The 22,363-nt window shown below is 59.7% G+C and carries 21 protein-coding genes; 14 read left to right on the forward strand and 7 right to left on the reverse strand.

Annotation, left to right across the window (positions count from 1 at the left end):
* Nucleotides 1-8: 8 nt before the first annotated feature.
* The 10 genes from ACO1XS_RS21560 (at nucleotide 9) to ACO1XS_RS21605 (ending at nucleotide 9,282) form a co-directional block, all read left to right on the forward strand.
* Nucleotides 9-935 (forward strand): VOC family protein, encoded by a 927-nt coding sequence (locus ACO1XS_RS21560; protein ID WP_331568312.1) that lies wholly within the window; start codon nucleotides 9-11, stop codon nucleotides 933-935.
* Between the two features lies 1 nt (nucleotide 936).
* Nucleotides 937-1,314 (forward strand): YciI family protein, encoded by a 378-nt coding sequence (locus ACO1XS_RS21565; protein ID WP_331568311.1) that lies wholly within the window; start codon nucleotides 937-939, stop codon nucleotides 1,312-1,314.
* A gap of 6 nt (nucleotides 1,315-1,320) precedes the next feature.
* Nucleotides 1,321-2,268 (forward strand): fumarylacetoacetate hydrolase family protein, encoded by a 948-nt coding sequence (locus tag ACO1XS_RS21570; protein ID WP_331568310.1) that lies wholly within the window; start codon nucleotides 1,321-1,323, stop codon nucleotides 2,266-2,268.
* Nucleotides 2,265-3,473: an ABC transporter substrate-binding protein gene (locus tag ACO1XS_RS21575; protein ID WP_486391657.1), complete on the forward strand. Its 1,209-nt coding sequence runs from the start codon at nucleotides 2,265-2,267 to the stop codon at nucleotides 3,471-3,473. The genes ACO1XS_RS21570 and ACO1XS_RS21575 overlap by 4 nt, the downstream gene beginning before the upstream one ends.
* Nucleotides 3,474-3,559: 86 nt before the next feature.
* Nucleotides 3,560-4,642: an ABC transporter substrate-binding protein gene (locus ACO1XS_RS21580; RefSeq protein ID WP_486391658.1), complete on the forward strand. Its 1,083-nt coding sequence runs from the start codon at nucleotides 3,560-3,562 to the stop codon at nucleotides 4,640-4,642.
* Nucleotides 4,639-5,559: a branched-chain amino acid ABC transporter permease gene (locus ACO1XS_RS21585; protein WP_486391659.1), complete on the forward strand. Its 921-nt coding sequence runs from the start codon at nucleotides 4,639-4,641 to the stop codon at nucleotides 5,557-5,559. The genes ACO1XS_RS21580 and ACO1XS_RS21585 overlap by 4 nt, the downstream gene beginning before the upstream one ends.
* Nucleotides 5,556-6,560 carry a branched-chain amino acid ABC transporter permease gene (locus ACO1XS_RS21590; RefSeq protein ID WP_486391660.1) on the forward strand — a complete coding sequence of 335 codons (1,005 nt, stop codon included), beginning with the start codon at nucleotides 5,556-5,558 and terminating at the stop codon, nucleotides 6,558-6,560. The genes ACO1XS_RS21585 and ACO1XS_RS21590 overlap by 4 nt, the downstream gene beginning before the upstream one ends.
* Nucleotides 6,557-7,324 carry an ABC transporter ATP-binding protein gene (locus ACO1XS_RS21595; RefSeq protein WP_331568307.1) on the forward strand — a complete coding sequence of 256 codons (768 nt, stop codon included), beginning with the start codon at nucleotides 6,557-6,559 and terminating at the stop codon, nucleotides 7,322-7,324. The genes ACO1XS_RS21590 and ACO1XS_RS21595 overlap by 4 nt, the downstream gene beginning before the upstream one ends.
* Nucleotides 7,321-8,040, forward strand: coding sequence for an ABC transporter ATP-binding protein (locus ACO1XS_RS21600; RefSeq protein ID WP_331568306.1), 720 nt, complete (start codon nucleotides 7,321-7,323; stop codon nucleotides 8,038-8,040). The genes ACO1XS_RS21595 and ACO1XS_RS21600 overlap by 4 nt, the downstream gene beginning before the upstream one ends.
* Before the next feature lie 165 nt (nucleotides 8,041-8,205).
* Nucleotides 8,206-9,282, forward strand: coding sequence for a porin (locus ACO1XS_RS21605; protein ID WP_486391661.1), 1,077 nt, complete (start codon nucleotides 8,206-8,208; stop codon nucleotides 9,280-9,282).
* Between the two features lie 193 nt (nucleotides 9,283-9,475).
* Here the strand turns inward: ACO1XS_RS21605 and ACO1XS_RS21610 are convergent, their stop codons facing one another.
* Complete coding sequence (locus tag ACO1XS_RS21610) at nucleotides 9,476-10,543, reverse strand: maleylacetate reductase (protein ID WP_486391688.1); 1,068 nt, start codon at nucleotides 10,541-10,543, stop codon at nucleotides 9,476-9,478.
* 14 nt (nucleotides 10,544-10,557) lie between these two features.
* A complete protein-coding gene (locus tag ACO1XS_RS21615) occupies nucleotides 10,558-11,430 on the reverse strand; it encodes an intradiol ring-cleavage dioxygenase (protein ID WP_486391662.1) in 873 nt (290 codons plus the stop codon).
* Nucleotides 11,431-11,584: 154 nt separating this feature from the next.
* On the opposite strand from ACO1XS_RS21615, the gene ACO1XS_RS21620 reads away from it, so the two are divergent.
* The 3 genes from ACO1XS_RS21620 (at nucleotide 11,585) to ACO1XS_RS21630 (ending at nucleotide 14,987) form a co-directional block, all read left to right on the forward strand.
* Complete coding sequence (locus tag ACO1XS_RS21620; protein WP_331568376.1) at nucleotides 11,585-12,499, forward strand: LysR family transcriptional regulator; 915 nt, start codon at nucleotides 11,585-11,587, stop codon at nucleotides 12,497-12,499.
* 261 nt (nucleotides 12,500-12,760) lie between these two features.
* On the forward strand, nucleotides 12,761-14,413 hold the full coding sequence (locus tag ACO1XS_RS21625; RefSeq protein ID WP_486391663.1) for an FAD-dependent oxidoreductase: 1,653 nt from the start codon (nucleotides 12,761-12,763) through the stop codon (nucleotides 14,411-14,413).
* Between the two features lie 121 nt (nucleotides 14,414-14,534).
* Nucleotides 14,535-14,987, forward strand: a complete 453-nt coding sequence (locus ACO1XS_RS21630) for a MarR family winged helix-turn-helix transcriptional regulator (RefSeq protein ID WP_331568301.1) — start codon at nucleotides 14,535-14,537, stop codon at nucleotides 14,985-14,987.
* 92 nt (nucleotides 14,988-15,079) lie between these two features.
* Here the strand turns inward: ACO1XS_RS21630 and ACO1XS_RS21635 are convergent, their stop codons facing one another.
* From ACO1XS_RS21635 to ACO1XS_RS21650, 4 genes are all read right to left on the reverse strand, one after another.
* Nucleotides 15,080-16,165, reverse strand: a complete 1,086-nt coding sequence (locus tag ACO1XS_RS21635) for a porin (RefSeq protein WP_486391664.1) — start codon at nucleotides 16,163-16,165, stop codon at nucleotides 15,080-15,082.
* Between the two features lie 188 nt (nucleotides 16,166-16,353).
* The gene (locus ACO1XS_RS21640; RefSeq protein ID WP_331568300.1) at nucleotides 16,354-17,715 is read right to left on the reverse strand and encodes an MFS transporter; all 1,362 of its coding nucleotides are present in this window, start codon (nucleotides 17,713-17,715) and stop codon (nucleotides 16,354-16,356) included.
* 165 nt (nucleotides 17,716-17,880) lie between these two features.
* Entirely contained in the window at nucleotides 17,881-18,879 is a 999-nt protein-coding gene (locus ACO1XS_RS21645; protein ID WP_331568299.1) for a cupin domain-containing protein, read from the reverse strand.
* The gene (locus ACO1XS_RS21650) at nucleotides 18,872-19,735 is read right to left on the reverse strand and encodes a fumarylacetoacetate hydrolase family protein (RefSeq protein ID WP_331568298.1); all 864 of its coding nucleotides are present in this window, start codon (nucleotides 19,733-19,735) and stop codon (nucleotides 18,872-18,874) included. The genes ACO1XS_RS21645 and ACO1XS_RS21650 overlap by 8 nt, the downstream gene beginning before the upstream one ends.
* Nucleotides 19,736-19,926: 191 nt before the next feature.
* On the opposite strand from ACO1XS_RS21650, the gene ACO1XS_RS21655 reads away from it, so the two are divergent.
* Complete coding sequence (locus ACO1XS_RS21655; RefSeq protein WP_486391665.1) at nucleotides 19,927-21,168, forward strand: citrate synthase; 1,242 nt, start codon at nucleotides 19,927-19,929, stop codon at nucleotides 21,166-21,168.
* Nucleotides 21,169-21,260: 92 nt separating this feature from the next.
* Here ACO1XS_RS21655 and ACO1XS_RS21660 read toward each other — a convergent pair whose 3' ends face one another.
* Complete coding sequence (locus ACO1XS_RS21660) at nucleotides 21,261-22,223, reverse strand: PDR/VanB family oxidoreductase (protein WP_331568296.1); 963 nt, start codon at nucleotides 22,221-22,223, stop codon at nucleotides 21,261-21,263.
* Nucleotides 22,224-22,363 lie beyond the last annotated feature (140 nt).

A 22,363-nucleotide genomic window follows, 5' to 3' on the forward strand; every position in this document is an offset into this window, starting at 1 on the left:
GCATTGTCATGATTCGTTCGTTGCTTCACATCGGAATGACCGTCCCGGACCTCGAGGTCGGACGAGTCTTTTATGAACTCTTCGGTCTGAGAGCGGGTATATCCGGTAACGACCTTATGTTCCGTTGTCCGGATCGCGCCCAAGACCAGATCCACCTGATCGAAGGGGCAAAAAAGCGCCTGAGCTACACGGCCCTTGGCACGGACGAGGCGGGCATGACCGGCTTGAAAAGAAACCTCGACCGCGCAGGTGTCCGCATCGTGGACGCCCCTTTCGACGTGTCATTCGGCGGAATCTGGTTTTGCGATCCGCACGGCGACTGGATCAACGTGCAGGTGGAAGAACCCAAGCCCTCCCTGGTCGCGATACCGCCGGAAGTGAATGTGCCCGGCCGCTACCGCCGTATTGGCACGCGGGCCTGCGGGCTCGAGTCGCTTCAAAAGAAAGTGGTGCCACGCAGGCTCGGTCACTTGATCAAGTTCACGCCCGATGTCGACCGGTCGGTCGATTTCTATACCAACGTGCTCGGCATGAAGGTCTCCGATCGGGCACATGACATTCTCGCTTTCCTTCGCGGTGCGGCCGGGGGCGATCACCACATCGTCGCGTTTGCCAAGAGCACTCACACCGGATTGCATCATTTGAGTTTCGAGGTCAGCGACATCGACGAGATAGAGATCGGTGCGCAGACCTTGATACGGGCAGGCTACAAGGACGTATTCGGCCTTGGACGACATGTTGGCGGATCGAATTACTTTCACTATATCCGCGATCCTTGGAACAGCCTGGTCGAATATTTCTGGGACATCGACGTCATTCCGGAGGACGACAGTGGCTGGGTGCCGTTGAACGTCAGCCCGGAAGAACTGACTGCCGTGTGGGCAAGTACGCCTCCGCCACCCGATTTCGGGCAGAACTTCGAATTGCCGGACTGACATGGACATCGTCGAGAAGACACAGAGCCTCTTGCAAAAAATGCTGCGAAAGCCCTTGTATGTCGTACAGAGGATCCCAAACGACCTCACGCGGTTCGAAGCGTTTCTGGAGGCCCACTTGCAATGGGCGGTCGAGGCGGAAGGCCGTGGTGTGCTATTCGCTTCGGGGCCTTTCGTCGAAGAGGAAGGTGTCCCCGGCGCGCTCGGCGGGATGTCTGTCCTGCGAGCCGAAACGATGGAGGATGCAAAGCAGATCCTGTCGGACGATCCCTTTATCCGAGAAAAGATTTATACGCCAATTATCAGAAAGTGGCTGCTGATGGAAGGTGAATTGACTGTCACGGTGCGCTTTTCCAATCGCTCATACTCTTTGAAATAACTCCAGATGAAATACCAGCTTTTCACGTATGCGGACGCAACCGGGGCCGCAGGGACGGGTATCGCCGTCAACCAGCGACTCTTCAGTCTAACGGGCGTTGCCAAAGGAAGTCCCCTGGCCGGCCGATCGGTAATGCAACTGCTGGAGCATTGGGATAGCTCGCATGAGCGGCTTTGGGCGGTCGCGAACGAACTGGCGTTATCGCCGCGCAAGTTCATCGCTGAAGCGCTAGATCCGGACAGCATCGTATTCCTTGCGCCGGTGACGGACCCGGGCGCGATCTACGCCGCAGGCGCGAACTATCGCGACCATGTGGAAGCCATGGGGCGTGCGTTCAAACAGACGCTCGTGCTGGATCCGAAGGCCGACGGTATCCCGCCGTGGCACTTTCTCAAAGCCGGCAAGGGGACGCTTGCGGCGCATCGCGAGGCCGTGCGATTTCCCGGTCATACGGCCATGCTCGATTGGGAGGCGGAACTGGCCGTCGTCATCGGGCGCCGCGCATCGAAGGTCAGCGTGGACGATGCCTTGCAATACGTCGCCGGGTATTCCTGCGCGAACGACTTGTCGGCGCGGGACAACTTGCGGCGCGACAAAGTCGATGTCAGTTCACCGTTTAGGTTCGACTGGCTCGGGCATAAATGTTTCGACGGCTCTTGCCCGATGGGTCCGTTTCTGACGCCCGCTGCATTCGTTGAATCGCCCGAGGATCTGAACATCAAGTTGTGGCTCAACGGCGAACTCAAACAGGATTCCAACACCCGCAATCACCTGTACGGTGTAGCGGATCAGATCGCCTATCTGAGTCATCGGCTGGACCTCTACCCGGGCGACATCATCCTCACGGGCACGCCTGCCGGAGTGGGGATGGAAAGCGGCACGTTTCTCAAACGCGGCGATGTCGTCCGCGTGTGGATCGAAGGGCTCGGCGAACTCGAGACTGCCATCGCGTGATCACCCCGACCGGGGGGGCGAAAGATAAGGAGACGCAAGTGAACAAAATGCTATGCGCCGCGCTCGCGGCAGCTATCGCCGGGACAGCTTCCGCGGCAATGGCGGATGTGAAGATCGGCTTTCTCGCGACACTGTCCGGTCCATCCGCCGACGTCGGCCGCGACCAGTTCGACGGCGTCAGCTTGGCGCTGGACCTATTGTCGGGAAAGCTTGGCGGAGTCAAGGCCGTGATCGTCAAGGAAGACGATGAGCAGAAGCCGGAGGTGGCAATCAACGCACTGGGCCGGCTCCTTGACCGGGAAAAAGTCGATATTGTGGTCGGCCTGACTTTTGCCAACGTGATGATGGCGTTGCAGAACCGGATTGCTTCGACGGACATCCCGTTTATCGGAACCGTAGCCGGCCCTTCTTCCGTTGCCGGTAGGCAATGCAAGGCAAACGAGTTCGTCATGTCCTGGCAAAGCGATGCACCGGCGGAAGCGATCGGAAAATACCTCAGTGACAAAGGCATTAAACGGGTGAGTACGATGACCCCGAATTTTATCGGGGGCAAGGACAAGATCGCCGGCTTCAAGCGCTTCTACAAGGGGCAAATCGTCGATGAGATCTATACGCCACTCAACGAGCTCGATTTTTCCGCCGAGTTGACCGAACTTTCCGCTTCCAAGCCGGAGGCGATCTATGGATTCTTTCCGGGTGGGTTAGGCGTCACGTTCGTTCGTCAATACCAGCAGGCTGGGCTGCTTTCGAAGACGGCGCTCTATACCTCCAACACGATTGAGGGTTCAGCCGTGGATGCCATGGGGACGGCTGCGTTGGGCTCAGTCGTGGGCGATTCCTGGACCCCGGGCGCGCCCAATCCGCAATCGAGGCGATTCGTCGAGGCGTTTCAGAAGCGCTTCGGCCGGACTCCCTCCAGTTACGCGGCATTCAGCTATGACGCGATCATGATGCTCGACGCGGCCGTGCGAGACGTGAAAGGAAACACCGCCGATCACAAGGCATTGACCGCATCGATCAAGAGCGCTCGATTCGCCTCGGTGCGCGGCAATTTCCGGTTTGGAAGGAACAACTTTCCTATCCAGGACTACAGCATCTATCAGGTCGTCCGAAACTCGGTGGGTAAGCGCGGCTTCAAGCTGCTCGAGGCAGACGTTTTCAAGGATCACGGAGACGCGTATGCACAGCAGTGCAATCTGAAATAGACGTTAGCGAAGCAGCCGATTGCAATCGAAACGAAAAAGGGCGGCCCGTACCCGAGACGGTGCGGACGTGACCCTGTACGGCCAGCGTGGATGCCAGCGAATGGATAGCGAGTATCGCGGCTTCACGCATATGGAAGGAGACGAAAACCGTGAAATGCTTCAAACAATCCCTATTGGCATTCCTATTGTCGATCGTGGGCAGCGTGAATGCCGCTACTGCGGCGGAACGGCCGATCGAAGTCATCACCTTTCCGGGCGGCTTCAACTGGCCGCTATGGGTGGCGCAAGAGAAGGGCTTTTTTGCAGCGAACGGCATCGCGGTCAAGGTAACGCCCACCCCGAGTTCCGTATTTCAACTCACTCAGTTGATCGACGGGCGCTTCGATATTGCGATGACGGCCATGGACAACCTCGTCGCTTACCGTGAAGGGCAGGGCGAAGCGCCGGTAGTCGGCCGAGACCTAATCGCCGTCATGGGAGGCGACCGCGGGTTCCTGAAGCTCGTTTCTGCGCCGCCAATCAATTCCGTGAGTGCATTGCGTGGCGAAGCGGTCTCGGTCGATGCACGAAATACTGGCTATTCACTGGTGCTCTTCGAACTGCTCGACCGCGCGGGCTTGCATGAGCCGGAGTTTACGGTCGAACGAGCGGGCGGCGTCCTGCAACGCTTCCAATCGCTCTTGCAAGGCAAGCAGGCGGCGACCTTGCTGGTTTCGCCTTTCGAATTGCAGGCGCAGGCCCACGGCTTCAACGTCATCGCAAAGGTCTCAACCGATCTCGGTGCGTATCAAGGCATGGTTGCGGGCGTACGCCGCGCTTGGGCGGAAACGCATCGCGCACAGTTGGAAGGTTTCATCAGCGCTTACGCAAAGAGTGTGGAGTGGCTATATAACCCCGCAAACAAGCAGGAAGCGCTACGCATATTCACGAAATACATGCCGGACAGCGATCTTGCGATGGCCGAAGCAGCTTTTCCTTTGCTCGTGAACGAGCAAACGGGATTTCAACGGCGAGCCGAACTCGAACTGCCGGGTCTCGATGAGGTGCTTAGGCTCCGTGCTAAATGGGGCATTCCTCAGAAGAAGCTCGGCATTCCCGAGAAATACTACGATCCGCGTTTTTACAACGACGCGCTCAAGTACCGGCGGAGCAATGGGAGTCAACGATGAGCTTCGCCCTGATCTTTTTGCAAATGCTGAACGGACTGCAGTTCGGGGTTCTTTTGTTCCTGCTCGCAGCGGGCCTGACTCTGGTCTTCGGCATCATGAGCTTCGTTAATCTCGCACATGGCTCGCTGTACATGTTGGGGGCCTACTTCGCCGCGACGGCGTTCGGCCTGTCCGGCTCGTTTGCTGTAGCCGTGCTCGCCGCGATTGGCGGCAGCGTCGCAATAGGCGTCGCGGTCGAACGGGTAGCGGTGTCGCGTCTCTACGGCCGGGATCATCTCGACCATGTGTTGGCAACGTTCGGCATGATTCTGTTCTTCAATGAAGCAGCCCGGATGATCTGGGGGCCGCAGCCGCATTTCCTGCCGGTGCCGGTGTCGCTCGATGGCACGGTCGACATCTTGGGCCTCGCTTACCCGGCCTATCGCTTCGCCATCATCGGCGCCGGATTGCTGGTTGCCCTCGGCGCACAGTGGCTCATGCATCGCACTCGGCTGGGGATGCTGATTCGGGCCGGTGCCGTCAATCCGGCGATGGTTGGCGCGCTCGGTGTCAATATCCGATTTCTGAACGCATTCCTTTTCGCACTGGGCGCGGCACTGGCAGGGTTGGCCGGCGTCATGGCAGGGCCGATCGTGTCGGTGCAGCCGGGTATGGGGGAGCCCGTGCTGATCGCGACGCTCGTCGTCATCGTCATCGGCGGGATTGGGTCCGTGCGAGGTGCATTTTTCGCCGCTCTCATCGTCGGTATGGCGGACACGCTGGGCCGGACACTGTTGCCGCCTTTGCTGAGAGACGTAACGAGCCGCGATATTGCAGATGCAGCCGGACCTGCGCTCGCCTCGATGCTGGTCTACCTGCTGATGGCGGCCATTCTTGCGGTCCGTCCGGATGGACTTTTTCCCGCACGGAGAAAATGATGCGATTCAACACACCGCGCTGTCGATGCGCGTGGGCGGTGCCGCTGCTGCTATTCGGCGCGCTAGTACTGCTTCCCTTCATCGCGCAGCCGTTCTATACCGCGTTTGTCGCGCGCATCATCATCTACGCAATCGCCGCAACCGGTTTGAATCTGGCCTTGGGATACGGCGGCATGATCAGTTTCGGCCATGCGCTCTTCTTCGGGATCGGTGCCTACAGCGTCGCACTGCCCGCGTTTTACGGCATCGACAATGGTTGGGTGCACGTTCTTTCGTGTGTCGCGGCGTGCGCGCTGCTCGGCCTGGTGATGGGCGCGATCTGTCTGCGGACCACTGGGGTCGCTTTCATCATGATCACGCTGGCATTTGCGCAAATGGGGTACTTTGTTTTCGAGAGCCTCAAGCAGTATGGCGGTGACGACGGGACGTCCATCGCCGATACCTCGAAGTTCTTCGCATTGGACCTGGGGCGTCCCGATACGGTCTATACGTGCTCGCTCATCGTATTGGCATTGGCGACCTACTGGATGGCGCGTCTGCGCGTCTCACCGTTCGGCATGGTGTTGCGCGCCGCGCGGATGAATGCCCGGCGCGTCGATGCGATGGGCTTGCCCGCGAAGCAATACCTGCTGGCGGCCTACATCCTTTCGGCGATTCTGTGCGGTCTTGCGGGCCTGCTGCTGGCTAACCTCAACGCCTTCGCTTCGCCGAGCACGTTGTCGTGGAACGTGTCAGGCGACCTCATCGCCATGGTCATGCTGGGGGGCGCGGGTTCTGTGTTCGGCGCGGTGTTGGGCGCTTTCGCGTTCCTCGGCCTCGAGGAAGTGCTGAAGCTATTCACCGAGCACTGGATGGCGGTGTTCGGTCCGGCGCTAGTCCTGATGGCGTTGCTCGGGAAGGCCGGCATTGCGGGTGTCTTTGCCGCCGTGGACGCCTGGCTCTCGCGTCACCGTCGCCCGGCTGACCCGATGGTGTCCACGGCCACGGGAGAGCAATCGTGACGAACCTGTTATTGCAGACGGAATCGCTGGTCAAGCGCTATGGCGGTCTCCTGGTTACCGATAACGTGTCACTCGATATCGAACGCGGGGAATTGCACGCCCTCATCGGACCCAACGGCGCAGGCAAAACGACGCTAATCAATCAGATCTCGGGCGAGTTGCAGTCGAATGGCGGAAAGGTGTGCTTTGCAGGCAAGGATATCAGCGCGTTGCCCATTCATCGCCGCGCGCGCGGGGGGATGGTGCGCTCCTATCAAATCACGTCGATCTTCGAGGGGTTCACAGTGCGAGAGAATGCCGTGCTTGCGGCACTAGGCGCGGCCGATCACGCGTTTCACCTATGGCGACCCATGTTGGACCGCCGTGTGCTCGTGGAGGCGGCCGATGAAGCGTTGGACGAGGCGGGACTCGCGGACCGGGCGGATTCACCCGCGGCCGATCTTTCCTACGGGCAGCGGCGTCAACTCGAGCTGGCGATGGCGCTCGCGGCACGGCCCGAATTTCTGTTGTTGGACGAACCGATGGCCGGGATGAGCACGCATGAATCGAACGCAGTGGTTTCCTTGCTGAAAACCTTGAAGCGCCGCTATTCGATTTTGCTTGTCGAGCACGATATGGACGCGGTATTTGCGCTCGCGGATCGCATTACCGTCTTGGTCTATGGACGCGTGCTGTTGACTGGCACACCGGACGAAATTAAGCGAAGCGCGAAGGTCAAGGCGGTCTATCTCGGAGAGGAAATGCCACATGGGAGTCGGTCGTGACAACGTTGCTGGAAGTAGGGGATTTGCAGGCCAGTTACGGTCGCGCGCAGGCGCTTTTCGGTGTCACGTTCGACGTGAAGCCGGGTGAAGTCGTCACGCTGCTCGGCCGCAACGGAATGGGACGATCCACGTCGGTCAAGTGCCTGTTCGGTCTTTTACCGGTTAAAGCCGGGAGGATCCAGTTCGCCGGAAAGCCGCTCGAAGGCTTGCCATCGCACCGAATTGCTCGACTAGGCTTGGGACTCGTCCCGGAGGGACGGCAGGTGTTCCCGACATTGTCGGTCGAAGAGAACCTGATCGCGACAGCGCGTGCGAGCCGCAGTAAGCGCGGTGCAGCGGCCGAGTGGACGCTCGAACGCGTATATCGCCTCTTTCCGCGCTTGAAGGAGAGGCGCGGCAACCTGGGATGGCAGCTTTCCGGCGGGGAACAGCAGATGCTTGCGATCGGCCGCGCGCTGATGACTAATCCCCAGTTGCTCGTACTCGATGAAGCAACCGAAGGTCTGGCGCCGTTGATGCGCGCCGAGATCTGGGATGCGCTGGCAGAACTGAAATGTCGAGGTCTCGCGCAAGTCGTGATCGACAAGAACGTCGACGCACTTCTAGAACTTGCCGATCGGCATTTTGTAATGGAAAAGGGGCGCGTGGTATGGAGCGGTGCGTCCCGTGCGCTGCATGACCAGCAGGACATCGTGAACCGGTATCTCGGTGTCTAGCGCGGCCGAATCGGGTACGTGGGCACGCGTCGGGCAAGTGCCGTGCGTATCGCAGCAAGCGGCGCTTGAATGGGGCGTCTAGGAGGGAATGGCCACGGCATGGTGTGCCTGAACGCAAGAATTATAATTATTTAATTAGGATAACTAAATAAATGGAGACATGACATGATATTGAAGAGAGTTTTTGCCGTTGGCCTATTTGCCACGGTACCGTTGGCTCAAGCCCAAAGCAGGGTGACGCTCTACGGTATCGTCGACGCCGGCATCCAGTACTACAACAACGCTGCGGCAGGCGGAGCGGTCGTCGGCATGCCGGCGCTGACGGGTGAAATGCCGTCCCGTTGGGGCTTGCGCGGCGAGGAGGACCTGGGCGGCGGCTACAAGGCGGGCTTCGTCCTCGAAAACGGCTTTGCGCCGGCCACAGGCATGCTCAATTACGGCGGCCGACTATTCGGGCGACAGGCCAATTTGAGCGTGAGCGGGGGCTTTGGGACGGTAACGCTCGGCCGGCAAATGAACATGACGATGTATGCGCTTTCATCGGCGGATAACATCGGCCCGTCGATTCACAGCATGGCTTCGGTCGATACGTACATCCCCAATGCGCGCAGCGACAATGCGATCGGCTACCTCGGGTCGTTCCGCGGCTTCAAACTCGGAGCGACCTACAGTTTCGGCCGGGACGCCGCGGGCCCAGCCGGACCGTCATCGACCAATTGCGGGGGGCAGACGCCCGGAGATCCAGTTGCCTGCAGGCAGTACACGCTGCTCGCGGGTTACGACAATGCGCGCTTTGGTGTAGCCGCGGCGTACGACGTGATGCATGGCGGAAATGGCGCGGCCGCTCCGCTGTCGAACCCGGGATACACGGACACCCACGTCGTTGTCGACGGCTATTTGAAGCTCGGCTCGGCGAAAATCGGCGCCGGCTGGGTCCGAAGGAACATCGCTGCGCTTGAGCATGCCCAATCGGATCTATGGTTCCTCGGTGCGAGTTACGTCGTGACGCCGGCGTTCTCGGTTGACGCCCAGGGCTTGCGCTACATTCTCCATTCGCACTCGGACTCGACGATGGTGATCGGTCGGCTGAATTATCTGCTCTCCAAGCGCACCACCGTGTACACATCGATCGCCTACGTCATCAATAGTCGACTCGGCAATGCGCCGGTGGCCGCGGGGGGGACGGTGCAGACGGGGAAAAACCAGTTGGGCGTGATGGCGGGAATACAGCAGCGCTTTTAACGCGCTGCGGGCCACGCGATGGTGTGTGCTTCGCCGGACAGGCCGGCGCGGTGGGCGAGGCGCGCACTCTCTGAGCAACAGGAAGACCGACCAAGCCAAGACTCTTGAAGAAGTCGTTCAATTGCGGCATGAACTGTGCCGCGGCAGCAGGGAAGAGTGCATCGAAATGAGGACGGACGCCTGCCCGTGGATTTCATTCGTCGATCTTTGGCGGCTCACCGGCGTATGCGCGCTCGAGAAGCTCGCGTAGCGCAACCGGTTCAAGCGACCTCGGGTTCGGGTACGTCGCCTGGGTTGCTAATTCCACCGCCCGCCCGATGCCATTGGGCTTCATGCCTATATCGCGAAGCGCAACCGGCGCCCCGAGGTTCCGTGCGAGGTCCCACAATCCGGTCGCGGCGTCTTGCGCGCCGATCGCGCCGGCAATGCGGCGCATGACGTCGGGGACGGCGCGGGCGTTGTAGGCGAGTACGTGGGGAAGGACGATGGTGTGGGTTTCGGCATGCGGCAAATCGAACGTCCCGCCCAACGTATGGCAGAGCTTATGATGCAACGCCATCCCGACGTTACCCAGGACGGTGCCGCATAGCCACGCGCCGTATAGGCATCTGGCACGTCCTTCGACGTCGCTTGGATTGTGTTTGAGGGCCGGCAGTCCTTCGGCCAGCGCGCGAATGCCCTCGACCGCAAGCAGGCCCATGATGGGGTTGCTGTCTTGCGCGTAGAGCCCTTCGGCAGCGTGTGCGATAGCGTTGATCCCGCTCGTGACGGAAAGCGCGAAGGGGAGCGTCATGCTCAGTTCCGGATCGTAAATCACGGTGCGCGGCAAAAGACGCGGGTCCCTGCCGGTTTTCTTGATGCCGGCGTCGGTGATTCCATAGATGGGCGTCATTTCAGAGCCGGCATAGGTCGTGGGGACGGCGATGATGTGGAGCGAGGATTCAAGCGCGATGGCCTTTCCCAGCCCCATCGTCGAGCCGCCGCCGATCGCGACGGCGCAGTCGGCGCCGATACGCCGCGCTTCTTCGATCGCCGCGCGAGCGACCTCGATCGGTACGTGCATGACGGCCTTGGGAAAGACGCCCGCACAGCGGCCACCTAGTTGGGCCGCTGCGCGCTCGGCTTGTGTGGCCTGATCGGGCGTGGACAATATGATCGCTCGGGTGGCGCCGAGTAGTTCAACTTCGCGGTGCAGGTGCTTCAGTGCACCGCGCTCGAATATCACGCGCTGTGCGCGGCTGTCGTATGTGAATGGCTTGATCATGGAGGGGACGGCTAGTGCGCTGCGGTGGTCGGATTGAGTACGAAGTCATACTCGAGCGTGTAGAAGGGCGTCGTCATCACGGAGGCGTCGGGCGCAGGTCCCGGTTCGTGGCGGATCCAATCCGCAATCAGCGACGAGCGAACGCCGAACACCGCATCGGAATCGAGATATTTTCCGCCACTACGAAAGACGTGAGTGATGAGTGTTTCGTACCCGTCCTTTTTGATCATGAAATGCAAATGGGCCGGCCTCCACGGATGGCGGCCTGTCGCGCGCAACATATCGCCGACGGGGCCGTCGTGCGGAATCGGATAGGGTTCGGCCACGATGGAGCGGAAGAAGTATTGACCGTTCGCGTCGGCGAGGAGGACGGCGCGTGCCCGAGCTTGATCGAGTTCGGCGTATTGGACGTCGTAGTAACCGTCCGCATCGGCTTGCCACACTTCGATACGCGCGTGCGGCAGGGCTTCGCCGTCCAGCCCTCGGATGACGCCCGACACGAAGCACGGTTCGCCTTTTGCGCCGTTGGCGATATCGGCGCCCAGCGCGTACCTCGGTGCATTTTCGACGTGGAACGGGCCGAAGACTGTCGCTTCCGTGCATCCGGCCGGTTTGCGATTGTTCATCGCCATCGTCAGTGTCGATAGACCCAACGTATCTGACAGGAGAATGAATTCCTGACGCTTCTCGCAACAGGTATGTCCGACTTGCGTCAGGATGCGGATACCTGCCATGAGTTCGTCTTCGGTGAGTTCGACGTCGCGCGCAAAGCTGTGCAGATGCTGAACGACGCTGATCAGCAACTGCTTGAGCCGAGGGTCGGGGGTATGGGCGAGCTGAGCGATGACGGCCTGCGTAATCGTGTCTTCGTTGAGGTTTTGCATATCGCTGCCTTACGTTGCATGGGATGTTCCGATAGACGACGTGACGCGACACGCGAATGCCGCATCCGATAGTGCCAAGATACCGTTGCAGCAACGTACGTTAAATGCTAAAAGCGGAAAGCAGATTTCCGCTGGATGGAAAAAGGGGTGGGGCGTGGACCGATGGAAGGAGATGGAGCTGTTCGTTCGAACCGCTGAATTCAGCAGTTTGAGCAAGGCGGCGGAATTCCTGAACTTGTCCAATGCGGCTGCGAGCCGCCACCTCGTTGCGCTGGAAGAACGCCTCGGCGCCCGTTTGATCGAGCGTAGTACGCGTCGGCTTTTCTTGACCAGTGCGGGCCAAGCCTTCTTCGACCGATGCAAGGTGTTGCTATCGGAGGTATGGGAGGCCGAGTCGGAGGTCAAGGCTTCCGTACTGGATCCGGTGGGCTTGCTGAGAATTACGGCCTCGGTTTCTTTCTGCGTCAAGCACATCGTTCCTTTGCTGCCCGAGTACAACCGCAGATATCCAAACGTGACCGTGGACGTGGAGGCCGCGAATCGGTACCCCGATCTTCTCGATAGCAACACCGATATCGCTATCCGTACGCGCGAGTACGAGCCGGACTCGAACATCACGGTTCGACGGCTCGCCGAGACGCGCCGCGTGCTGGCAGCCTCGCCCGGGTACCTCGACGCGTTTGGAACGCCGGCTTCTCCCGAGGACTTACTGAAGCACAGGCTGTTGGTGTATACGTTGGCCAATCGCCCGCGAGAATTAGGCTTCCAGCGTGGCGAGCAGACATCGGTCGTGGCAACCCAAGGCTACTTTGCGTCGAACGACGGTCAGGTCATCCGAGCCGCGGCCATGGCGGGACTCGGAATCCTCATACAGCCGATGTATATCATTTACGACGACATCGTTTCGGGTCGTCTAGTGCCGGTCCTAGACGACTGGGACTTGCCGAGGCTCACGATCAACATTGCATATCTCAGTAGAAAGCACATGTCCATGAAGGTGCGTTCCTTCACGGACTTCCTGTTTGCGCATTTTCAAGAAATGGACTTCGAAAGGCGCTGGACTCAGTAAGCGCAAGCGGTCGGCTTCAAACGACCTCGTCAAAAAAGCCTTCTCAATAGAGTCCTAGACATCGCGCCGGCGGGCGTTTCGTGTGGCGCACTCGATCCGCGCGAAGGGGCGACAACCCGCGGCAAGCAGCCGGTGCGGGAGATGCGAACCGACGTTGATTGACATGCGCTCATAGTAAAGTTAGTTTACTAAGTGATCGGTAAGCAAAGCTTGCTATGCGAGAGGCCGTTCGAAAACGGATGACGAAATTTGGAGGTACGTATGTTGCCGGTGAAGAGCTCTGTAGTACTGGTTGGCGGCGGGCCTTGCGGCCTCATGCTCGCGAACGAACTGGGACGGCGAGGAATCGAGACGGTATTAGTGGACGAAAAGCCCAGCACGGCATTCAATCCCCAGGCCAATGCGACGCAGGCGAGGACGATGGAGTATTTCAGGCGCCTCGGCTTCGCGGATGAAATAAGAAGGCTCGGGATGCCGGACGACTTTCCCACCGACATTGCCTACTACACGCGCTTCTGCAAGCATGAATTGGCGCGCTTCAAGCTGCCGTCGGCAAGGGAGGCGAAGTCGAAGGTGAGCGCACTGGGCGGCTCTTGGAGCGCGGCGGAGCTGCCTCACCGCGTCTCGCAGAAGTTTGTGGAAGGTGTTTTGCGCAAGCAGGCGGAGCGCTTGCCCAATGTCTCGGTGAACTATGGCTGGCGCATGCGGGCATTCCGTCAGTTCGATACGCATGTGGAGATCGATGTGGAGCGGCTCGACGATGGTTTCAGTCAGACGCTCCAAGCGGACTACATGGTGGGCGCGGACGGACCGCGCAGTCACACGCGCGAGGCACTTGGCTTCCAGTACACGGGGGAGACGGGGGTCATTCGCGATTTTATGGGTGGGCGCATGTATGCGATTTACGCTCGCTGTTCCGAGTTGTACAGCGCCAGCCCGAATCCGCCCGCGTGGATGAACGTTTGCGTCAATACGGAGCGAAGAGCGTTCATGGCTGCCGTGGACGGAAAAGGCGAATTCGCGTTCCACACGCAATTGAAGCCGAACGAAGTCGAGACAGAGGTGACCGAAGAGGATGCTCGTGGCATGTTTCGCGCGGCGGCCGGCTTGCCGGTCGAGGTGGAAGTCCTGTCAAAGGGTTCGTGGACGGCAGGCCATTCGTTGGTTAGCGACCATTTCCAATCCGGGCGCGTGTTTCTCGGCGGCGATGCCGTTCATCTATTCACGCCGACAGGCGGATTGGGATACAACACGGCGGTCGAGGACGCCGTCAACCTCGCCTGGAAGCTTTCCGCGGTAATCAAGGGGCAGGCTGCACCGACGCTGCTGGAAAGCTATGAGGCAGAGCGCCAGCCGATTGCTCGACGAAACACGAACTACGCAAAAATGTTCGCCGATTCACTCGGTCTTTTCCGTCCGGCTCCGGAATTGGAGGAGGACAGCAAGGCAGGCGCCATGGCCAGAGAAGAGGCCGGGGCCTATTTTAATGCGCATGGCCGTGCGGAATTCAATATTCCAGGCGTCACATTCGGCACGCGGTATGACGGTTCTCCTGCTATCGTTGCGGATGGGACTCAGCCGCCCCCCGACAGGCCGAACGAATACGTCGCCACGGCCTGCCCGGGGGGACGACCGCCGCACCTGTGGCTCGAGGATGGGACTTCACTGTACGACGCGTTCGGCTTCGAATGGGCATTGTTGTGCTTGCGCGCCGGGGCGGGAGACCATGCGCCCATGCTCGAGGAGGCTCTACGGCGCGGCATAGAACTCAAGGTAGTTACGTTGGACTTGCCCGTAGCGGGCGACCTCTACCAGGCTGATTTCGCGCTGATCCGGCCGGATCAGATCGTGGCATGGCGCGGAAACTCCTGTGCCGCTGCGACTGAAGTGTTTCGCCGAATATTGGGCTGCTAGCAGAGGGAGCACAGATTGCTTTGAGCGTTGCCGCTTGCCGACATTGCCGGTAAGCGGCAAACATCCATTCAACGCTGAACGGTTAATATGGGACCTCTATTTCAGAACAACGCCAGTGAAAATGAATGACAAGAGGAACGGGCAGCGATATGCGTGGCGCCAGGGTAACATCGGCCGCCTGTTAAACATCGCCGTTCAGCGATTCGAAAGGCGGGTTCTGCAACTGATGGGTGAAGCCGGGTATGACGGTCTGAGCCTGAGCCACATGGCCGTTACGCGCAACCTGGACGTGCGGGGCACTCGCGCTACCGAAATTGCCAAAAGAGCTGGCATCACGAAGCAGTTCGTGGGGGAGTTGATCGGCCAGCTCGAGGACGTTGGCTTATTGGAACGGATTCCGGATCCGGATGATGGCCGTGCGAGGATCACGCGGTTCACGCCGGCCGGCTTCGCGTGGCTCGAAGCCTTTGGCATTGCCGTCAAGCATGCGGAGCAGGAGATGAAGAAGGAGCTGGGAGCGGAGCTTTTCAACGCCATCAAGCAGGCGCTAGATCGTTATGGATCGAGCGAATAGCGGACCATCTCGTTGATTTGGATACCAGACCCGACGAAGCAGCGGCAATTTCACCGACGGCAGCGCCCGCATCGAGCGTGTTGGCCGGCGGCTCAAAAGCGTTGCTGGACTCCAGCCATGACTCCGACCTGGTTCTTGCCCATGGCGACCGTTCCGCCTGCGGCCACGGGCGCGTTGGCTAGCGGACTGTTCAACATAAACGCGACCGAGGAGTACACCGTGGTTCGTTTTGAAAGGAGGTAATCGAGCCTCGCGATCAGAAGTGTCGAGGAAGACTGTGATTTCTGGATGTATCGCAGGCCTTGTGCGTCAACGGAAAGCGCGGGCGATAGGGCGTAATTTCCGCCGACGAAGAAAATGTCGGATTGCATATGCTGGCTCGTGTCGAGGTTGCGGCGAATCCATCCTGCTCCCAACTTTCCCTTCCCAAAGTTCACGTAACCGTCGGCGACGAAATGCGTATCAATGTTGGAAGGTGACGTGAGCGGTGCCATTGCCCCGATGCCGCCGCGCATAGCGTCGTATGACAGCGCAAATCCAAACTGCGGGCTGTCATATCCCGCGAGCAGCGTGTATTGCCGGCAAGCCAATCGGTTGCCGGCCACCAGACCGGGACAATTGGTGGCCGAAGGACCCGCGGGCCCTGCCGCATCGCGGCCGAAGCTATATGTGGCGCCCAGCTTGAATCCGTGAAACACACCCATATAGCCGATCGCATTGTCGCTGCGCGAGTTCGGTAAATAGCCATCGAACGATGCCATGCTGTGAATCGACGGACCGATAACGTCGGCGTTGGATAGCGCGAACATCGTCATATTCATCTGGCGCCCGACGGTCAGTGAGCCATAGGGGCTGCTGATTCCCAGGTTGGCCTGACGGCCAAATAGGCGTCCACCGTAGTTCAAGGCGCCGTTGCTTACCGCAAATCCGCTTTCGAGAACGAAGAAGGCGTTATATCCCCCTCCCAGCTTTTCGGTCGCGCGTAATCCCCAGCGCGACGGCAGCTCGCCCGTCAGTGTCGGCATGCCGACGAATGCTCCATGGGACGCCGGGTTGTTGTAGTACTCGATACCCGTGTCGACTATCCCGTATAGCGTCACGGTGCTCTGGGCATGGGCTGCTCCCGTTGCCGCAATGGCAGTTGCGGTGACAAGCGCCCGGAGAGTAAAGCGTTTCATTTTTGTCTCCAAATATAATAATTAGAACTACGAAGTTATTTTTTTAAATGCCTTTGACGTGCGATCGGTTGCGGATGTCGATGCCGACCGCGTAATCCATGATCACGTGATGGCGTGAGGCAGAACCATAGCTCCCGTTAGAACGAGCGGCGTTATCGAGATGCGTAAGAAGGAATTGACCTGCCGACTTATCGGGCGCAGTCCGCCGAGGACGCTTTCTCCGACGGTGGGTGCAATCGGCGTTCATCGCGCGGGCCAGGGTGCTCGCCTCGCAGGCAACGTGCGCATATCGCCGCGCAGAACAGGGTCGCCGCTGCCGCCGTGAAAAGGTTTGATAATGACCACCCGAGAGCGAGCAAGCTTGCGACGACCGTTGCACCTACAATCGAGCCCAACCTTCCGAACGCGAGCGCCCAGCCTACGCCTGTAGCGCGTGAGGCCGTGGGGTAGATGGCCGTGGCCATGATGTTCGTGCCGGTCATGGTTCCCCCGGTGCCCATGCCGATGACGAACAGCACCATAAACACCGCGGACGTCGTATGAAGGGCCCCGCCGAGCAGGAGCAATGACACGGCAGCGGCAAGCATGGTGAGGCAGATAACGGCTTGCGGCTTGTACCGATCCATCATGATGCCAAGGCCGATCGCTCCGATTGTGCTGCCTAGGAGGTAGTACGCCATCATCGTCGCTCCTGCCCCGGGGGCGGCCCCGGCTCGTTGCACGAGCAAGGGGAGCCAGTTTCCAAGGAAGTAGACAACGAGCAGCGTGCTGAATGACATCAGCCACAGCAGTAGCGTTTCTCGGGCGAGACCGCGGCGAAAAAGGTATTGGAAAGGAAGGCCGGATAGCGGTTTTTCGGAATAGGCGAACCGAATCCCATCGATCCGGGCGCTCGGAAACATGGCGCGGAGTGTCGTTCGAATGTCCTGCTCCGGCGCGCCTCGGACTATCTTGTAGCGCACGGACTCCGGCAGCCAGATGAGCAAGATCGGGACAAGCAACAATGGGATGACGCCACCGACCATGAACATGAGCTGCCAGTGTTCACCGCCCAGCACTTTGCCGGCTAGAAGGCCCCCCAATGCGCCGCCCGCAGCCATGCCGCAGCCTATCGGCGCGACCAAGCTTGCGCGGAGTCGGCTGGGACTGTATTCGGCGGCGAGCGTAAAGGCATTGGGCATTGCGCCACCGAGGCCGAGCCCCGTCAGAAAGCGCAGGATGAGCAGAACATTCAGCGTAGGGGCGAGGGCGGACATCAGTGACGTCACACCGAACAGCGAGACGGAGGTGATGAGCAGTGTCTTGCGCCCAATCCGGTCGGCGACCGGTCCGAGCGCGAGCGATCCAATGCTCAGTCCAACGAGACCTATGCCGAACAGCGGCGCCAAATCTTGCGGGCGCAGATGCCAGTCGAGGTGCAAAGCGGGAGCGATATAGCCGACGACAGTCGTATCGTAGCCTTCGATGAGCATGATGGCGACGCACAGGGCGATTAACCGAAATTGTCGTGAACCAATCTGGGACTGATCGATGAACGTCTGGACGTCCATTGCTTCGCCTGGTTTCATAAGGTGCGCTCTCTTATTTCATGAATCCATGATTCATGGATCGAAAGAAATTTTTCGTTTCCGCGTGTTGGGAGGCAGCCGGCCAAGAAAGAACGACGAACGTGGTCTGTCCACGAAAGCTGGCTTCGTGCCCTGCGCGTATCTCAACTACTCGTATTCGATGCGCAGGTATTCCATCGCGTCGAGCAATCCCCGATCGGTCATCAGGAACAGTTGCGCATCGTCGGTTTCTGCTCGATGGGTGACCCAATGCCAGTGTGGAATCGTAAAAATGTCGTTCTTTTTCCAATTGATCGTTTTGTCGCCGACACAAGATGTGCCGCAACCTTGAGCCACGACCGCGATCGCGCTGCTTGTGCTTCGGTATGCGCGGGTGGTGACCTGCGATTGCAGCCGCAACGCGTAGCAGTCGAGCGTGGGCAGCACCGGCCCGCCGTTGGCCCCGTTGGTATAGCGGACCTCACGGGATCCATCCGCCCGCCGCGAAAGTTCGTCGAGCGCGGCAGCGATGGATGCGCGGGGATAGTGAAATGGCGTCGACGCTGGAACGTCGACCGACGTCAGGGAGGTCGGCTGTCTCTGATCGCCGGTTCGTTCTTTTGTCGCCCGTTCGAGAGCCCCGCTGCGCTGCCGGAATTCGAGGAAGACCGAGCGCAGATGGTGCGCTAGGGGCAAGTCCAGGCCATCGAACCAAATCACCCGTCGATCTCCTTCATTGGCGTGTTCATGCCAAGACCAAGATGGAGTCAAAATCAGATCGCCTTCGGCCATTTCACATGGCTGGCCATCGACCCAAGTCGTTGCACCATCTCCCTCCATCACAAATCGCAGCGCGGCCACGGTATGCCGATGAGGCTCTGCATGCTCACCCGGTTGCAGTACCTGCAGTGCGCCAGTGAGATTCGATGTCGTGTATGGATGCGGTGAAAACGCGGGATGGGCCAGCAGCAACACGCGGCGCTCTGCATCGGCCATGCAGACTTCCTCGGTGGCGCGCGCGATGAGCGGCTGAAGTGCTTCCCATGACCAGTTGATGGGCCAGTCGCTGGGGTTGGGCTCCCGAGTCAGAAGTGTCATGTAGCGATCCCAAAGCGGCAGCAAATTGGACTGCGCCAGCGCATCGACCAAATCTGTGTACTCATTCATAGTGATCCGCCACTTCGATGGTGGCCGGTCCGATGCCGGCTACAAATGCAGTGATTCTGTCACCCGGCAGTACCGGGCCGACGCCTGCCGGCGTGCCGGTCATGATCACGTCACCCGGCACAAGCGTGTACATTGCGGAAGCCATTTCCACGAGCCCCGCCACATCCACGACGAGATCTCGCGTATTGGCGTCTTGCCGGATTTCGCCGTTCACGCGAAGCGTCAGCGCAAGATCGTTGGGGTTGTCGATTTCGTCGGCCGTAACCAACCATGGGCCGAGTACGCTGTAAGTGTCGACTGATTTCCGCCAACACTGGAACTCCGGCCCGCGGACGGTCATATCGAGCCCGATTGCGTAGCCGGCGATATAGTCGTGCGCGTCGTCGCGCGATACCTTGCTGCATCGTTTGCCGATGATGACCGCAAGCTCGCACTCGTGGTCGTTACGCCGATCGGGCCTGCGCAGGACGATCTTTTCACCGAAGCCGACGAGCGAGGTTGACGCTTTGAGAAAGAGGCCCCAATCGTGGATCGTCGTGATCTTGCGGTCGAACGCGATTCCCTTATCTCGGACGCTTTCGTCGATATGCGACGCATAGTTGATCGGCGCACCCACGATCTTCGACGGATTGGCAACCGGCGAAAGCAGTCTGACGCTCTCGAGCGGCATTGATTCTGCCGTCGCGATGAGTGTTCGCGCCGCCTCACATACCGCCTGCAAATTGGCAACGAGGAGATCCTCGGCCGGAAGGGGATAGCGGGGCTGCGGAAGCACGTTCAGTGCGGCCGACACGTCGTAGACCAAATCGCCCTCGACAATGCCCAGGTGTCCTTCATTGAATCGACAAATCTTCATTGACGTTCTCATCTGGTTGGTACGAGCATCATTGCATCTCCAGATTGATTGATCAATGGTGTATACCATAGATTGATTGTCAACTATGCGGCGCAAATTCCTGCAGCTAATATCCCAGTAAGATGCTGAGTCTAGGACTGGCCGGCATGGCGTGAGCTATACTTTATCAACGTTGATTTATAGAGAGTGCGATGCAGGCCCACCTCACTAGCGCGGAAGTCATGCAATTGCTCGGGATAAAGAAGCAGACGCTCTACGCGTACGCGAGTCGGGGCGTGCTCCGCCGCGTTTCCTTGCCGGAGTCGCGACGGTCCATGTATGTGCGGGAAGACGTTGAGCGACTCCTGGCACGCAAGACGCGGCTGAGCGGGGAGGCGCAACGCGCTTCGGAGTCTGGTGCGAGTTCGGCCGCGGGAGCGGGCGCTCCCGTCATCGCGAGCGCCATTACTGAAATTACGTCGAAGGGCCCCAAGTATCGCGGTATCGATGTCTGTGAGTTAGCCGTGCACCCAGGGTACATCGAGAATGTCGCCGAGTTGCTTTGGACCGGCGTGCTCACCGATGAGCCGGTAGTGTGGGTCAATGACCCGCCGCCGGACAATTTGGAGGCCACTATTGCTGCGCTACAACAGGGAGAGAGGCGCGTACCGATTCTTCGCGTCATGGCAGCGGCATCGCTCGTCCTTGGCGAACCCGCCGCGGAGGAGCTTCGTTCTGGCAGCACGCCCCGTCTCGCACGTCGGATCATTTCGGTGTATGCAGGCTGCCTCGGATGGTTGCGCTCGAGGCCCCGTCTCATTCACAGAGACGACGGCGAGGCACTCGCACACCTTGCCCTCCGGGCACTTGGAGCCGAGACGAATGCGCGCGCGGTCGCTGCGCTCAACGCAGTGCTGATTTGCTGCGCGGACCATGAATTATCAACGGCCACGTATACCGCGCGAGTGGTGGCTTCGACGGGGGCTGGTCTGCAAGCTTGCCTCATCGCCGCTATCGGCGCGCACTCCGGCCATTTGCTCGGCGGCAGTTGCGACCGGCTCGAGTCGCTGATTGGCGCGGTTCCCAAGCTGGATAATCTGCGCTCGTCTCTGACGAGCGATAAGCTCCCGCAACGTAAAATTCCGGGTTTCGGGCATCCGATCTATCCGGCGGGCGACGCACGCGGCGAGTTCCTGCTGGATCTCGCGATGCAACTGGGGAAAAAGGCATGGGCCGATGCGTTCCGGGCGAGCGTGGACGAGGTGCGCTCCCAGACTGGCCTTGGACCGTCGTTGGAGCTGGGAATCGTTGCAGTGGCGAAGGCGCTTGATTTGCCGCCGCGGAGTGCCTCGGCACTTTGGGCTGTTGGCAGAAGTGTGGGTTGGGTGGCTCACGTTATGGAGCAGCGGCTTTCCGGTACGGTTATTCGTCCTCGTGCGCGCGCGATCGGCTAGCGGTTGCCGCCGGCGGACTAGCAACGACAACTTTGCAGAAGGCGAGTGCCCCTAAGGGCTGTGCCTTCCGGCCCGATCGAATCATTGAGCACTTAGAGGTCCAGCACCAATTCGTGGGATTTCGCTCGGGAAACGCAGACCATAATTTGCGTTCCACGCTCACCTTCTTCCAGTACCAGGTCACGATGATCAGCCTCTCCCGAACACAGCCCTGTCTTGCACGATCCGCACGTTCCGCTTTCGCATGAGCTCGGGACGCGCACGTTCGCACTGCGCAACACGTCGAGGATGGATTTGTCAGCGGGCACATCAAGCGCGGTTCCGCTTCGCCGAAGCCGGACGGTAAAGGGCTTGTTCTCTTTCGCCGCGATGTTTCCCACCCCGAAGCTTTCGAAGTGCACCGTGCCGGACGGCCAGTGGCCAGTCATGTCCTTGACCGTATCCATCAGTGCATGGGGACCGCAACAGTACACATGCGCTTGCTTCGGACGTTCGAACAGCGACCAGAAATCGAACGACCGGCTCGGATCACCGAAATCATGGTGGATCTTGACGTACGGGTGCCACTCTTCGCTTCGAAGTTCATCGAAGAACGCCGTGCCTTCCGGGTCGCGTGCGAGGTAGTACAGCCGGAATTTTCGCGTGCCTTCGGCCCTAAGTTGTCGCGCCATCGACAGCATCGGTGTGATGCCGATACCGCCGGCCACAAGAATGAACTCCTTCGCGCGGGCGTCCAGCGGGAATTCGTTTTTTGGCAACGACACATCGAGCGTGCCGCCTTCGGCGGTTTCCTCGACAAGACTGACGGATCCGCCCCGGCCACCGGCGTCACGCTTGACGGCAATGACATAACGGTGATTCTCGTTCGGATCGTTACAAAGGGAGTAGGCGCGACGCATGCCGTTCGGGATTCGAACCGTCAGATTCGAGCCCGCCTCGAAGGGAGGCAGCGGGGAGCCGTCCGCGGTGCTCAACTCGAAACGCCAAATGTCTCGTGCGATCTTGTCCTTCGTGGTGATTCGAAGGCTCAAAAAACTGTCTTGGTCCAGGTTCATGCCTGCCTCCCTTTGCGATCTGCCCGCGCGAATTGGCAGGCCATATAACTAGATATCTAATTATACATGGCTGGGCATGACGTCCGGGACAGGGTGCATCGGTACAAACCCGCGCTTGCCAGAGGTGATCAGATCGCCTA

It is taken from the genome of Trinickia sp. (genome assembly GCF_057351765.1).